Genomic DNA, 15056 nt, shown 5'->3' on the forward strand with positions numbered 1-15056 from the left:
GCCTTTATCGGTCTTACCCTTGCCGGCTTTCAGCTGCGATCCACCATCCGTCCCATCCTGCAACTGGAAAGTGCTTGGAAATACTCGACCATCGCAGTACTTTCGCCATGCCGTCCTTGCAAGTCACTGAAATATCCCAGTCGCGGGAATCTCCATCGCGGCTTCGACGTTCTGCCAGTACTTTCGCCCGATACGAAGGATCGGGGAATAACAGGCCATTGGCGTCCGGGCTCTGGGTGATTTCAGCATGTGAATAGCCGGTCACGCGCTCCGCTTCCTGGTTCCAGGCAATAATCCTGTCGTTCGCATCCCATGCCATCAGCATGACGGGCATCGAGCTGACTATTTTGTGAATCGCGCCGTCACTTTTCAGGAGGGATTGATCCGCATGCTTGCTGCTCGTGACGTTGGTAAACGTGACCACGGCGCCGTCAATGACATTTTCCAGTGTCCGATAGGGAGAGACCCGCATCAGATACCACTGACCGGCCTTGGTCTCAACCTCAATCTCCTTGGGCAATAGCGTTTCGATCACGCCCTTCACGTCATCCGAGAGTACGTCGTATTTCAAATTGGTCGCGATATCCGTAAGCGGACGACCGATGTCGGTATGGATGAGGTTGATCACCTTGGCCGTTTGGGGAGTGAACCGTTTCACGTTCAGTCCGCTATCCACGAAGATGGTCGCGATATCGGTGCTGTTCAAAAGATTTCTCATGTCGCTGTTGGACTGCGACAAATCTTCGATCTTCTGCTGAAGCTCGGAGTTCACCGTGACAAGTTCTTCGTTCAGTGATTGCATTTCTTCCTTCGACGTCGTCAATTCTTCGTTGGTGCTTTGCAGCTCCTCGTTGGTCGATTGCAGTTCTTCGTTGGCCGACTTGAGCTCTTCCTGCGAGGTTTCCATTTCTTCCACGGTCGTTTGCAACTGTTCTCGGGTATAGCGCAGTTCGCGTTTCAATTCTTCCACAACCTTGCCGGCCTTGTGGGTCAAGACCGGAGGCATCTTGTCGCGGCCGCTCTTTTGTTCAGTCTGATACTCAAAGGCTATGAGCGCCAATCCTCTGTATCCGGGCTGACCTTTGAGGGGCCGCACCGTGGCTGTGACCAAACCATATCCGCCGTTCATTTGCACTCGTATGCCGGAGGCAACCATTTCCTTCTGATGGAGGAGGGCCTTCCGGACGAGTCCGCCCAGTTCCAAGCGCAATCCTTCCCGTGCCATGGCGAACACATTCATGTTGGCTTCCCCGGATGCCGGTTCCAGGAATTTTCCGGTACGCCCATGAACATAGAGAATATCTCCGCTTTCATTCACCAGCACGGCCGGGGGAGCGAACCGTTCGAGCAACAATTCTCTCGAGACGTCCGGGAGCGGAATGTCGATCTGAGGATGGGACTTGTGCTGCTTCCGTCCCAGGCCCGGACGGGGAAACAACGAGGAGGGGATTTCCACTTTTGCCGCTTGCGCGGCCGTGGACTCGCGTCTCTGAAAAATCTTCCATTTGTTGTCCAACGCGAGAAAGAGGTCGCCGAATCCGCCGATCGTTTCCGAAGAGCCGAGGAAGAGGACTCCGCCCGAAGCCAGAGAATAATGAAAGAGAGGCAGGAGTTTCTTCTGGAGATCAGCGGTAAAGTAAATGAGGAGATTTCGGCAACAGAGCAGATCCAACTTGGTGAAGGGAGGATCCATGATCATGTTTTGGGGGGCAAAGACCACCATCTCGCGTATTTGTTTGTTGATGCGGTACCCGCCGTCCTCCCGCGAGAAAAATCGTTGCAACCGCTCAGGCGCCACATTGGCGTCAATGTCATGTCCGAAGTATCCCTGACGAGCGCGGTCGACGGCGTCTTTGTCGATGTCAGTCGCAAATATTTGGACTTTCAGGGCGCCATCCAGTTTGAGATGCTCCAGACATTCGCGAATGACGATCGCGACGGAATAGGCCTCTTCTCCAGTCGAACATCCTGGTATCCAGACTCGCACCGACGAGCCCCGAGACTTGTTCTTCAGGATGACCGGCAACACTTTTTCTCTCAGGGCCACAAATGAATCTGGGTCCCGGAAAAAATTGGTTACGCCGATCAACAGCTCCTTGAATAGAAGATCGATCTCTTGCGGGTTCGATTGCAGAAAATGCGCATACTTCCCCAAACTGCTGATCTGATGGACGTTCATCCGACGCTCGATGCGGCGATAGATCGTATTCTTCTTGTAAAACGAGAAATCATGCTCGGTGTGGGCTCGCAACAGCGCGTAGATCTTTGAAAGTCCGTTCGGCGTCCGGTCAACGAGAGCCTGGTCCTGGCGAACTCTTGTGCTATGAGTGACGTACGCCATCAGCTTGAGGGGAAGTTCCTGCGGTGGCGCGACGTAATCCACAACCCCGGTGTCGATGGCGCCTTTGGGCATGCTGTCGTACTTGGCGGTCAGGGGTTCTTGCACCATCACCAGACCCGTGTGCTCTTTCACCGCCTTCACGCCCAGTTTGCCGTCGCTACCCATGCCGGACATCAGAATGGCCACTGCGCGGCCTTGCTGGTCCTCGGCCAAGTGGCGGAGAAAGAAATCGATCGGATTGCGAGACCCGCGCGGAGCCGTGAATTCCGATAGCTGTAGTTTACCGTGCGCGATGAGCATTTCCTTGTTGGGAGGGACGATATAGATGCAATTTCTCCGAACCGTCAGGCCGTCGGAGGCCTCGAAGACGGGGATCGTTGTCGAGCGTTTGAGGAGCTCAGGCATCATGCCCTTGTGGGTCGGGTCGAGGTGTGGCACCAGGACGAATGCGATGCCTGAATTATCGGGCATATGTGAGAAGAATTGCTCGAAGGCTTCAAGCGCTCCAGCGGATCCTCCCATTCCCACAACATATTCCGGGCCACTCGGTCGTCTGGCCTTTGAATGCTGAACTCCCAAGGGTTTGGGGAATTTTTTCGGGGTTGTGGAGCGTCTGGAGCGTGCCATATCCGCTTCGAGAGTATGAAGGAAAGAGGATGGAATTGTAGGCGGGTACTTTGACTAATACAAGTCAGTATGAAGCGAAATGTACGGAACTTTTCCCCGGAGGTGATTCATGCGGCGGGTCTGACCTCTTCTCCGTTTGCCAAGGACCTCAGGACCGGGACCATGTCAGACACGGAGAGAATTTGATCGATGTCATCGTATCTGATGGCATTTTGGGGCATGGAGGGCATATAGGATTCATCCGGGTCTTGGGCAAGGCAGATTCCTCCATGGGCCTTGATGCTGATGGATCCTCCCACTCCGTCGTCACCGCATCCGGTGAGAACGAGTGCAACGACGCGATGGCGGTATTGAGCCGCTGCCGACCGGAATAACGGATCGACGGCAGGCCTGGTGCCGTGTTCCTTGGGGCCGCGATCCACGGAAAATCTCCCATTCTCGAAGCACAAATGGTGATCGGCAGGAGCCAGGTAGACGTTTCGAGGCTTCATCAGGGTTCCGTTCTCAGGTTCTATGACGGGCCACTTCGAGGGGGCGCTCAGTACGCTCGCGAGTTGACCTGGGCTTGCGCCACGATGCAGAACGACCGCGATGACGACGGACATGTCGTCCGGTAGCTCGCTAAATATCTGCTGCAAGACCATGATCCCACCGGCGGATGCTCCCACGACGATGATGTCTCGCTTTACCCCGTTCTGGTTCACGGTCCGCGGATGGAAGACATGCTTCCGTTTTTTGACGAGAGGAAGTGTCATGAGATTAAGACTATAGGTTTTACCGGCGGCTAATAGCTGGGAGGATCTCTAGAGGGAATTCACAGAGGAATCACAATGAGCCTCTAAATACCTGAATAAATTATGTAATCCAGGTGACCGAGAATCTTGACACTCCTCGTCGATGCTTCGATAATACGCCACTGAGTTTTCGTTATGAAGAACGTTTTCGGTTCCCTCTCCGGAGTTGTGAGCTGACGAATGAGTGAGGGCATCGATTCCTTTCCCCCTTCCACGACTATCCTCCTGATTGACGGCAACAAGACGGATCGAACGTATTGGGCGACGAGGATCCGGCAGGATGCGCCGGATTATGTCGTCCTCGAAGCAGAGGACGGAGAAACCGGACTCTCCTTATGCAATTCACGACGGGTTGATTGCGTGGTGCTCGAACTGGACCTGCCGGACATGTCGGGATTTCAAGTCCTGGTGCAACTGGTTCCCCGGGTCCGCTATCCCAGGATCGCCGTCATTGTGCTCTCCCGTCTCATTCATACATCTCTCGCCCAATTGGCCAGGACAAATGGCGCACAGGCCTACCTGACGAAGTCACGGATCAGTGGCGATGATCTCATCGGTGCGATCCGCAAAGCCCTGGCCGTTGTCAGTCCAGGTAGCAAAGACGCTTCTCTGTGAGCTTCTCTTCCTTTTTTCAGACATACGGCGCCCTGTGAGCTGATAGCCGTTTGGACTTCGCCGACCGAATGATTGAATGGATGGCGCCCGGAGTCCTGTTCGCGTAGACTGGGCCATGTCGTTCATGGCGATGAATCATCCGGGACGGGCCAAGGTGCTGGTCATCATCGCCATCTGGTTCTTTACCGGCGGACTTTCGTTCGCGGATAATTTTGATCTGACCGACGACTTACGGAACAGCCTGCCGGATCTTCCCCAGGCCCTGGAGCCTGACCTCGACGAAGTTCGGGAAACCGCCGAACCCGAGTTGGCGTCTTCGGGCCATTTTTCCCCGCCGCTCTTCGATCCCGCCGCTCGGGGAACCAGGCTTCAGCCGTTCTCCGGCACTTCCCTTCATGAGGCCCGCCCGGCCTTTGCATGAAATCCTCCGCACGTTTCGTATCTGAGCAATCCCCCGGCACGTAGCATTGTCGATCCCGGGATGGCCCGGCTTCGACGGTCACCCAGGTGTACGAAGGCGACAAATGGTTCGATCTGGTCGTCCGGTTCCTTCCGGAGTTCCGCCGTGACATCGATTCGATCGGACAAATTCTCGTGCAAGTGACCGGTGTGAATGTCCTCTTGCGTCATGTCCGCGAAAGCGGACATCCATCCCTCAAGCAAGGCACGTTGCTGGAGAAGGCCTTGCCCGGATTCCCGCTCCCCGCGGAAAGGACACCCGTATTTCGCGAATCGTGCGGGGCACGGATGAGAGAAAAGTGTTGGCGGGGTGGACCCATCGGCGCTAGCATGGGGCATGGTGCGTCATTCCTTCGCTTTCGCCCTCGTCATCCTCGGCACGTTTGCGGCGCTGTCCGACCTCTCTGCCGCTGAACTCGTCGCCAAGGTCATCAGTATCGAAGAGGGTGACCGGTTGACGATCCGGCACAGCGGGCGGACGGAGACGATTTACATCAAGGACATCGATTGTCCTCAGCTGACGCAGCCCTACGGCAAACAAGCCAAACGGGTCACGACGGCCTTCGTCGCCAACCGCGACGTGATCATTCGCGGGCTTGCAGCCGACAAGCAAAAGCGTTTGTCCGCCGAGGTCGTCCTGCATGACGGGCGGAGTCTCGGGCGCGAGTTGCTCAAGGAAGGGCTGGCTTGGTGGAAACGATCACCTGCGGCCGATCAGCGCCTCGAACTGCTCGAAGAGCTGGCCCGGGCCGGTGGAAAAGGCCTGTGGTCGGATCCGAAACCGATTCCGCCCTGGGAATGGAAGCAGCAGGCCAAGGTCAGAAGGTAGTCCGGTCTTCTTCCGCTTCAACGATCCACCGCAACGGCCCGCCAGGTATCGGCGTATCGAACGGATAGCAGGTCACCAAGACCAGCGCCTGACGGTCCGCGTCGAGTGCAATCCTGTCCGTTCGGCTGTCGGCGATCCGGCGTTCTGTGACACGATAGGAGCGGGTCCGGCCGTCGAGCGTGTGAATCGTGAGCGATTCACCAAGCTGGAGCTGCTTCAAGAACGCAAAATGCGTATCCCGATGGCCGGTCAGAATCGTGGTACCCGGCGCGCCGGGGAAGGCGCTGGATTCGACATAGCCCGGCCCAAACGCCAACGTGCGGCCGTACGCCCCATTCAAGACGATCAGGTCTCTGTGTCGTGACGGAACCGTCATCCTCGCAACCGGCCAGGTATCGGCCCAGGGCCAGGGCGGCACCGCTTCGTTTGCCGCCAGGCTGCGTGACCAGGCTCGCTGCAGCAGAAACTGCGCAAGCCCGGCCTTCGCATAGGTCCAGACCGCTTGTCCGATCTGCCATGATCCGGCTGCGATCAAACAGGCGATCAGGATCACGGTCCATCCGCCAAGCGGGTGACGCCGGCTCAGGATGCCTGCCGCCGCCATCGCCATGTCAGCCACGCCAGTATCAGACATGCGGTTCCGACGAAGATCTGCAGCTGCGCCGAGGTCGCGGTTCTCGGCAATCCGAAGATCGCCTGAAAATCTTGTCCCGCCGGCAGGTTGGTCTTCAGCATATGCATCGCGAGCGTCTTGTCGGTCGGTCGAACCGGCTCATGGTCGACTGCGACCAAGCTCGTGTATGTGCTGACCAGATGATGGGCCAACGCCACGTCGAGCACGGCTTGCCGGACAGCCGGATCTTCCTGCCCATATTGTTGACGGTCCATGAGCGCATCGATCTTGCGGCGCGCCCAATGGACGGCGAGTCCTTCGCGGGGTGAACCAGTTGTGAGTGACACCGTCGAGGTCCAGGGCGTTCGTCCGAGCACACCGCGAAGCGTGACGGTGGCCGGCAAGCGCGCACCTTTCACCGCCAGGACGATCGGCTCACCCTCGTAGAGATCCGGGATGCGTGCCGGGAACAGTTCATCCGCTTGATCCAGCCCATCCACGGTGACGTCCGTCAGCACCGGCCGTTCCAGTTTTCTGAGCATCGCATCCATGTGCATCCGGACGTCGCTCGCACTGCCGACATAGGTAAAGGTGCCTCGCCCGAATTCGGCAGCCTTCCGCATGAAGTGGCTGTTCGGCGCCGAGCCGATGCCGATGGTGAATAACCGGCTCGTGCCGAGCTGGTCTCGTATGGTGCCGAAGAGTTCATCCTCGTTGCCGACCTGGCCGTCGGTGAGGAAGACGACTTGACGCACGTGCGTGGCGGGCGCCGTGCCTTTGAGGGCCGTCTTGAGCGCGGGGAGAATCTCCGTGCCGCCGTCGGCATGGAGCCGTTCCACATAGTGGACCGCCTTTCTGATCGTCGTCGTAGTGACGGACTGCGGCTCCGAGAACAGCACGCGCGTGACGTTGTTGAATTGGATGACGTTGAAGCGGTCCTGCGCCGTCAGGCGGCTCAAGGCCGTCTGCAGCGCGGCTTTGGCCTGTTCGATGGATGTCCCTGCCATGGAGCCCGACGTGTCGATCACGAAAATGACCTCGCGCGGTTGAGCGGCCCGTGGCTGATCCGGCCATGCCGGAGGCGTGAGCATGAGGAGAGCGTACGAGGCCTCGCCCTGCTGCTGAGTGAAGGCCGTCGCGATCGGGGTGCTTTCCGCGGCGGCGGTCCACTGCAAGACAAAATCACGATCGGCTGGAGTCTGTTCATCCCGCAAACTGATCTGACGCCGCCCGTCCGGCTCCGTCACGACGAGGATGGGATGGGAGGGAGACTTGATCAGAGCAGGAAGAAATCCGGCTGCCAGATCGACAGTGAGGCTGACCGGATTGATCGGATGCTCTGGCCGCGCGACCGGCGGGGCGATCCGTGACGCGTCCGTCACGCGATCCGTATCGAGCGACCAGCCCAATACGGGGGGCTGGTCCTCCATGACGACCGGCGTGCCGGGGATGTAGCGTGGCCCGACGACCATGGGGAAACGGATCGAATAGGTGCCCTGATCGTACCGGACCGTCTCCTGATACTCGATTTCGACCATGATCCGATCACCCGGCGCGATGTTCGCCACGGAGGTCGTGAAGATATTCGGCCGCTCCTGCTCGACCAAGCCCGCGCGCTTGCCTTCCCGTTTGGACTGTTCGTAGACCTTCTTGGCTTCCGTCCGTTCCTTGATCTCTCCTTCGATCGTGCGATCTCCCACCGTCATGCGCAGATGATCGACCGCGGCGGTCTCGGGAAGCGGAAACACATACACCCCTTCCGCCCAGGCGTCCTTCTCATGAGATGGATTGATGAATGCTTGCGTCAGTTTTGCTCGAACGATCGTACCGGTGACGGTGATCCGGACGTCGGTGTGAAGAATCGGTGCAGGGAGGTAGCGACCGGATTGGCCCGTCTTGAAGAGCAGGGTGCCCTGAGTGACGTCCTTCAGTCCGATCAGATGTGAAGCGGCGTCCGAAGCACGTGGTTCTTCCCCGCAGGCCAGCAATGCCGGAAGGCCTGCGGACAGCAACCCCAATGTAGCGAGCAGACAGGTTCCCAATAGCCGTGTCGCGGATCTGAACGTCGATGTGCGTGTGAGCGAGTGAGATGTCATGCGGTCCTCATGTCGTCGGATGTGCAAAGCGCGGCGCGGACCGCTCCTGCATGAGGCTCGCGCCTCATGCAGGAGCGGTGTCCGGCATGGTCATCAGCTTCCGGAAGCCGGTTCGAGGGTTGTGCCGTTCGGATCGGACGGTTGTGCGGCGCCGGCGGAAGGAATGAGGATCTCGCTCAAGGAGCTTTGGTCCTCCGATGATGGCTGCGGCTCGGCCGAGGCTTGCGTCGTCTCAACAGATGCTGAAGGCTCCGGCGTGGTCGCGATGACCGGCGGGGCCATGTGCTCCTGACCGATCGTCCGGATCTCCAAGTGGACGCGGCGATTCATCTGCCGGCAGACGTCGCTGTTGTCGATGCAGAGCACCCCTTCTTTTCCCAGGCTCACCGTCTTGATTTGGTGCTCCGCCACGCCGGCGCTCATCAATTCGGTTTTCACCGCTTCGGCCCGCTTCAGGCCCAGTGCCAGGTTATAGCCGGCCGATCCCTGCCGGTCGGTGTAACCCTGGACGAGGACGCCCAGATCGCCGTCGTTCGTGAGCAGGACCGCCTGCTGCTGAATGATCGACTTGGCTTCATCGGTCAGTCCCTTGCGGCCGACCTCGAAGTACAGGTCGCGGTGGATGATGTCCGGAGCGGACGGGGTCTGTGAGGCCTCCTGACTCTTGGTCGCAGGAAGAGAAACGGGCGTGGCGACCGGCTGAACCGTGCCTTTCAGCGCATTGCTGACCTCGGTCCCGGTCAGGCGGTCGGGAACGGCGGCGGTCGTGTGCTCGATCGAACTGTAGTACCAGAACCCTCCGATGATTACGGCGAGGCTCACGATGAGCCCGGAGAACAGGAGGACTTCCTTATCTTTCTTAGGGCCTGAAATCACCGGCGTGATTGGGCCGGATGTGACCTGTGACGGACTTTTTGACATGGCGGCATCTCCTTATTGGTTCAATTGAAGTCAGTGGTTCGTTATGCAATGGCCGGCTCATCCTGGCAGCGCTCGGCTTGACACGATCTTCCCTCCTTTCCAGCCGTCTGCCTTGTGCCGATGCCAAGCCTGTTGAGCAACGGAGATGCCGATGCTCAAGACCGAGGAAATCAGAAAGAGATGAATAAAATTAATTAGTTAGCATATGGAAGGATAAGATAATTTCTTGCGGGGGCGGACGATCCGGCAGGTCATGCGGGGATGGCCCCGCGGCGGATGTCTCTAACGGTAACCGGAATGACAAACTTCCGTGCTTCGGCTGGCACACTGACTCGCTACGGATTGCGGGTGTCTCATCGCCACGTATAAAATATGTGGAGTAGGAACCGGCTTGTCGGTTCAAGATGATGGATAGAGAGGACGGTCTACCGACAATGCAAGTTCGACAAGCCGAACCTCAGCTAGCCACTCCTTCCACGCAGAGCGAACAATTTATTCAGGAAGCAAGCCTATACGTGCAACAGATGTTGAGCGGCGGAATACCCCGCCATGAGATACTGACTTGTCTGGCGAAGGCGGGAGAATTCTTGGCTGGACCCGGTTGCTCCGTTTCGATTCTTGTCCTCGATGAGGATGGACTGCTCCGCAACGGCGCATCTCCCAATCTGCCTGCGGACTATTTGCGTGCGATCGATCGTTTGAAGCCTGATCCAATGGTCGGGACCTGTTCTGTTGCGGCGGCCACGGGATCGGTCGTCATTACTCAGGATTTCTGCGCCGACGATCGATGGGCCGAACTTCGCCATCTGCCGATCTCCTTGGGTTTCGTCGGCGCATGGAGCATGCCGATTAAGTCCCGCACGGGCACCGTCCTCGGAACCTTCGGCACGTATTTTCGAAGCCGACGGACTCCCACTCGACACGAGCAAGAGGGTGTCGAGCAGTTGGCCGCTGCCGCGGCGTTGGTGCTGGCGAAGGCCTGATCGGACGAGTGCCGTCGGGTCGTTTTTCTCTTCCGGGCCCGCTGAATCCATGCACAAACTCCGGATCCAACGTGCGCGACGTGTCTGTCTGCTCTGTGAACGCAAGGCCACGATCGACCTACGGTGTCGCAGCACATGGCGCTGACCTTTCCTTCTGACGCGAGATTGAAAGATGCCTCACCTGTCCAATTGGTGTTGGCAGGGGAGCATGACGTCGAGCCGCTACGGTCGCTCTATCGCGTCATCGTGGAGGAAGGCAATTCCTACCCGCATGACCGCTTTCCCGATCACGACGAATTCATGGACTACTGGTTCCGCGGGAAAACGACGGTTGCGGCGTACGGCCCCGATCGTGACCAAGCACATCACATGGCCGGTGCCTTTTATCTGAAACCCAACTGGCCCGGGCGGGCAGGGCACGTCGCGAATGCGGGATTCATCGTGGCGCCTGCGTGGCGCGGTACCGGGCTGGGTTGGCTGCTGGGGACGACGATGCTGGATTATGCCAGGCAACTGGGCTACCGCAGCGTGATTTTCAACCTTGTGTTCTCTGAGAACCTCCGTGCGCGTCGGCTGTGGGAGCGGTTGGGTTTCTCCCAACTCGGCATGGTTCCCGGCGCGGTGCGGAAGAACGACGGTTCATACCAGGACGCGATCGTCATGTTCCGCTCCTTGATCGACTCGCCGCCGCATCTGTAAATCCGCTGGGTATTTCCCGTGCGGTTCGCGTATACTCGCGATGTCTACAGGGGATGGGGTCCCCCGTATAACCGCCACGGCCAGGCTGATGACTCCTACGTCGTATTGCCGCAGCCGTGGGGTCTGTCGCCATCGTGGCGACGACCGGTCTGACGCAGTCGAATGCTGGCCGGAATGGAGGACTCCCGATGGAATCGGTCTTCTTTACGGTCGCCCTGTGGCTCGCCCTCGCCGTCGTCTCCTCCCTCATCGCGTCCCGTCTTCGCCTGTCGATTGCGTTGATCGAGATTTGCGTCGGAACGCTGGCCGCGGCCGCGTTGAGTCTCTTCGGCTCGACGGCCCTGCTGGCCGCCGACGCGGAGTGGCTGCGGTTTCTCGCGGCCTCCGGCGCCGTCGTCCTCACGTTTTTGGCCGGGGCGGAATTGGATCCCGACGTCCTGCGACTGAAACTCGCTGAAGTGAGCGTCGTAGGTCTGATCGGGTTTGCCGCTCCTCTTGTCGGTACGGCTGCGGCCGCCCACTATGTGCTCGGCTGGAACGCCGACGCAAGTTGGCTCTGCGGGATCGCCTTATCGACGACTTCCACGGCGGTGATCTATGCCGTGATGCTGGACACCGGCTTCAACAAGACGGAATTCGGCAAGGGGATGCTCGGCGCGTGTTTCGTGAACGACCTGAGTTCCGTGATCGCGCTCGGGCTCCTGTTCGCCCCCCTGACGTACAAAACGTTCGTGTTCGTTGCGGGGACGGTCATCGTACTCGGGACGCTTCCATACAGTACCGCCTGGCTCACGACGCATTTCGCCTTTCGTACGGCCGCCATCAGGACGAAATGGGTCATGTTGGTCTTGTTCGGGCTGGGAAGCCTGGCTCTCTGGTCGGGCAGTGAAGCGGTCGTCCCGGCCTATCTGGTGGGGATGGTCCTGGCCGGCAGCGCGGCCAGGGATGCCCATTGGATGAGGAGATTGCGGACGTTGACGGTGGGATTCCTCACGCCGTTTTACTTTCTTCGTGCGGGAATGCTGGTGTCGCTCCCGGCGTTGCTGACCGCGCCGCTCGTGTTCGTGATTCTCCTGGCGACGAAGATGGTATCGAAGATTCTGGGACTGTACCCGGTCATCGGCGCATTCCGGACGGATCCGCGGGAACGCTGGTACTACACGCTGCTGATGTCGACCGGACTGACCTTCGGCACGATCGCATCGTTGTATGGATTGTCCCATGGGTTGGTCACGCCGGAGCAGTATTCCTATATCGTGGCCGCCGTGATCGCGAGCGCGGTCGTCCCCACGCTGATCGCCGGCTTATTTTTCCTGCCGGTCCATTTGTTACCCGCCGGAGATCAACCGGCCAAGCCGCCCAGGATCAATGGATTGAGCAACGAAGGCTAGCGCGGGCGGACGTTAGACGGACGTGTGAGGCATCGAGCGATGGTGGTGTGCGAACCATCGGCGGACCAATGTTTCCACCGATTGGAAGTGGCGGTCCGGCAGATTCTTGAACCGCCGTTTACATTCGATCAGCGCGTCATCGGGCGAGGAGCACGGCTCGATGACCGAGAGCAAATGTTGATAGTAGTCCGTCAGTTTGAGCTCGACGGTCCTGACCTGCCCGGGGTCGCCGGCCACGCTCGAGGCGGCTTTCGACCGGTCGCCGTCCGCCTCGACCAGGGCCTGAAAACACAAGCCCTTTAAACGCTGTGTGACGGTACTGCGGTCCCATCCCAATGTCTTGGCCGTGGCCTGCATGTCGAAGTCCTGTCGCCTCAAGCAGTCCAGCACGGCCTTGTCGCCGGCCGTATCGGGCGAGAGCGAGATGCGCTCCTTCTCCAGTGCCGCACCGCGTGATTCGAGGTACAGATCGGGCACGGTCACGATCGGCTGGTCGGTCAATGCCACGGCCCGTTCCAGCGTATGGCGCAACTCGCGAACGTTGCCGGGCCATGTGTGTGTCTCCAGGGCGCGAAGTGCATCGTTGGACAATTTCGGGAGCGGCTTTCCCAGTTGTCGGGCGATATCGGCCAGTGCGGCTTCGGCCAGGCTTGCGATGTCGCCGGGCCGTTCCCGCAGCGGCGGCAACCGGAAGATCAAGCCGGTCAGCCGGAAATACAGATCCTCTCGAAACCACCCTTCCGACACTCCCCGCTGAAGGTCCCGATTGGTCGCGGCGACGACGCGGACGTCCACCGTCGTGGCGGTGGTTGCGCCGACCCGATAGAACGACTTTTCCTGCAGCACCCGCAGCAACTTGCTTTGATGGTCGAGCCTGAGATCGCCGATCTCGTCCAGGAAGATGGTCCCATGGTTGGCGAGCTCAAAATAGCCGCGCCGGTCGGCGGTCGCGCCGGTGAAGCTGCCTTTCGTGTGGCCGAAGAGTTCGCTCTCGAACAATTCGGGTGAGATGGCGGCCATGTTCACGGCAATGAAGGTCCTGCCCGCTCTCGGGCTGAGGCGGTGGACGGCACGCGCGAAGAGTTCCTTCCCCGTTCCAGGCTCGCCAAGCAGCAAGACCGTGAGGGGAGACTTGGATCCCTTCTTGACGTCGTGAAACAGGCGAAGCAGTGCCGAATCCTGTGTGACGATGCCGAATTGCCGGCTTTCCGATCGGAGGTGATCGAGTTCCGCGTCACCGAGCGATCCGGCCTGTATCCCTGCCTCGCGGAGGCCGTGAAGCTGCCGCTCCAACTGCTCGAGCTGCCGGCGAGCTTCCTGCTCCTGCAACTGAACGGTCGCCAGGTCGGCCCGCAGGGATTCGGTCGTGCGCGAAAGGTCTTCCTGCTCCCCGGCCGATCTGGCGACAGCGGCCCTTGCCGTATCCAGATCTTCCTGCAGCGCCTCGGCCCGGCTCTCGTGCCGGGTCAGGGATTCTCTCACCGCCGCCTCATCCTGCCGGATGCGCAGCATGTCTCTCTCGAGCAGCACCAGGCGCTGGCTCGCAGTCAAATGAGTCCAGGCGGTGCTCCCCATCACGACAAACAGGCATGCGACGAGAGGGAGTGCCGTCGGAAGGACCAGGAGCATCAGCGGCAGCGCCGCGATGAGCAGGACGAGATAGATCGATATCGTCGCGCCAGCGGCCAGAAGCCCGGTCGATCCCCCATAGCGCAGGAGGCACCAGCCGACAAGGGAGGCAATCAGCAGAGTGATCGTGAATGGTGCGAACGCGCCAGGCTTATGCAGCTGTTGGTGGGTGAGCAGACTGTTGAGCAGGTGGAGATGCATGACCGTGCCGCTCACCGGCTGGCCCGTGGGCAGAAGCCAGGTGTCCTGTGCGGCGGCGCCGCCGGTGAGGATGACGGCGACCTTGTCCTTGAACCAGGCTTCGAGCGCTTCATGGTCTCGTTGCTGGACCGCATTCCATACGGCCGACAACGGCAGCGTCGGGAGTGAATCGAGCGATCCGTTGCCAACCAGGTTGACCAGGACAGGTTCTGCCGATGCCGTCGCCAAGGCTTCCGCCCGCGGCGCCTGTTTCTGACGGGACAGGTCGTACAGGACCGAGCCGAAGGCCGGGAGGGTCCGTGCATTGACCGAAGCCAAGAGAGGGATGTGTCGGGTCACGTGATCCGGCTCGGTTGCCACTATGACCTGGCTGTGGATGGCCGCTTCAGAGGACAGGGTCGAGTCCAGTCCTTGGACGAACACTACTGGACCGGCTGTCTCCATTGCTTCCAGGAGCAGCGCATCGCTTGTGGCGCCGTCCAACTGGGCGGGACTGGCATAATCGAGCCGATGGTCGAGGCCGATGGCCGATGCCCCCGCGTCATGTGCGGCAGTGATGAGGGTCGCGAGCACCATCCGATCCAACGGACCGGCGCCGAACCGATCGTCGCCGGCCGGATCGCGCCGGATGATGGTCAATGAGGGGCTGGCCTGGATCGGCAAACGATGACGCAGCCAGGTGTCGTACGGAGCCCATTCCAACGCGGCAAAGGTGGCCGGTGCCAGGGTGTGAAGCAACAGGGCGCACAGTGTCGCAAGGAGACCGATCACCGGTGCCTGGAGCGGAAGCGATCTGATAAAGAGGCGCCAGAATCGAATGCCGTCCATGTTCCTCTTAGCAGATTATTGAAAACCCCC

Annotated in this window: 12 protein-coding genes and 1 riboswitch; of the genes, 6 read left to right on the forward strand and 6 right to left on the reverse strand. The window is 59.7% G+C overall.

Going from position 1 to position 15056, the window contains the following annotated elements; all coding sequences use genetic code 11:
• Nucleotides 1–13: 13 nt before the first annotated feature.
• Together NSJP_RS08900 and NSJP_RS08905 are read right to left on the reverse strand one after the other, a co-directional pair.
• Entirely contained in the window at nt 14–2968 is a 2955-nt protein-coding gene (locus tag NSJP_RS08900; RefSeq protein WP_080886556.1) for a chemotaxis protein CheB, read from the reverse strand.
• Nucleotides 2969–3075: 107 nt separating this feature from the next.
• Nucleotides 3076–3723 (reverse strand): chemotaxis protein CheB, encoded by a 648-nt coding sequence (locus NSJP_RS08905; protein WP_080886557.1) that lies wholly within the window; start codon nt 3721–3723, stop codon nt 3076–3078.
• 219 nt (nt 3724–3942) lie between these two features.
• Here NSJP_RS08905 and NSJP_RS08910 point away from each other — a divergent pair, with 219 nt between their 5' ends.
• The 3 genes from NSJP_RS08910 to NSJP_RS08925 all read left to right on the forward strand — a co-directional run bounded on the left by NSJP_RS08910 (nt 3943) and on the right by NSJP_RS08925 (nt 5665).
• Entirely contained in the window at nt 3943–4377 is a 435-nt protein-coding gene (locus tag NSJP_RS08910; RefSeq protein ID WP_080886558.1) for a response regulator, read from the forward strand.
• Nucleotides 4378–4492: 115 nt separating this feature from the next.
• Nucleotides 4493–4798, forward strand: coding sequence for a hypothetical protein (locus tag NSJP_RS08915; protein ID WP_080886559.1), 306 nt, complete (start codon nt 4493–4495; stop codon nt 4796–4798).
• 375 nt (nt 4799–5173) lie between these two features.
• A complete protein-coding gene (locus tag NSJP_RS08925; protein ID WP_080886561.1) occupies nt 5174–5665 on the forward strand; it encodes a thermonuclease family protein in 492 nt (163 codons plus the stop codon).
• Here NSJP_RS08925 and NSJP_RS08930 read toward each other — a convergent pair.
• The 3 genes from NSJP_RS08930 to NSJP_RS08940 form a co-directional block, all read right to left on the reverse strand.
• Entirely contained in the window at nt 5655–6299 is a 645-nt protein-coding gene (locus NSJP_RS08930; RefSeq protein ID WP_231989521.1) for a class GN sortase, read from the reverse strand. The genes NSJP_RS08925 and NSJP_RS08930 overlap by 11 nt on opposite strands.
• On the reverse strand, nt 6248–8374 hold the full coding sequence (locus tag NSJP_RS08935) for a marine proteobacterial sortase target protein (RefSeq protein WP_080886563.1): 2127 nt from the start codon (nt 8372–8374) through the stop codon (nt 6248–6250). Before NSJP_RS08935 ends, NSJP_RS08930 begins: the two co-directional genes overlap by 52 nt.
• Before the next feature lie 93 nt (nt 8375–8467).
• Nucleotides 8468–9295 (reverse strand): OmpA family protein, encoded by an 828-nt coding sequence (locus NSJP_RS08940; RefSeq protein WP_080886564.1) that lies wholly within the window; start codon nt 9293–9295, stop codon nt 8468–8470.
• Nucleotides 9296–9729: 434 nt separating this feature from the next.
• Between NSJP_RS08940 and NSJP_RS08945 the strand changes: the two genes are divergently transcribed.
• The 3 genes from NSJP_RS08945 (at nt 9730) to NSJP_RS08955 (ending at nt 12368) form a co-directional block, all read left to right on the forward strand.
• Nucleotides 9730–10278 (forward strand): GAF domain-containing protein, encoded by a 549-nt coding sequence (locus tag NSJP_RS08945; protein WP_172834250.1) that lies wholly within the window; start codon nt 9730–9732, stop codon nt 10276–10278.
• Nucleotides 10279–10413: 135 nt separating this feature from the next.
• The gene (locus NSJP_RS08950; protein ID WP_080886566.1) at nt 10414–10977 is read left to right on the forward strand and encodes a GNAT family N-acetyltransferase; all 564 of its coding nucleotides are present in this window, start codon (nt 10414–10416) and stop codon (nt 10975–10977) included.
• A 40-nt stretch (nt 10978–11017) separates the two neighbouring features.
• A riboswitch (Fluoride riboswitch) is annotated at nt 11018–11082 on the forward strand.
• A gap of 83 nt (nt 11083–11165) precedes the next feature.
• The gene (locus NSJP_RS08955; protein ID WP_080886567.1) at nt 11166–12368 is read left to right on the forward strand and encodes a cation:proton antiporter; all 1203 of its coding nucleotides are present in this window, start codon (nt 11166–11168) and stop codon (nt 12366–12368) included.
• 12 nt (nt 12369–12380) lie between these two features.
• On the opposite strand, the gene NSJP_RS08960 is transcribed toward NSJP_RS08955, so the two are convergent.
• Nucleotides 12381–15026, reverse strand: coding sequence for a sigma 54-interacting transcriptional regulator (locus NSJP_RS08960; protein WP_080886568.1), 2646 nt, complete (start codon nt 15024–15026; stop codon nt 12381–12383).
• Between the last annotated feature and the right edge of the window lie 30 nt (nt 15027–15056).

It is taken from the genome of Nitrospira japonica (genome assembly GCF_900169565.1).
Taxonomy (GTDB): domain Bacteria; phylum Nitrospirota; class Nitrospiria; order Nitrospirales; family Nitrospiraceae; genus Nitrospira_C; species Nitrospira_C japonica_A.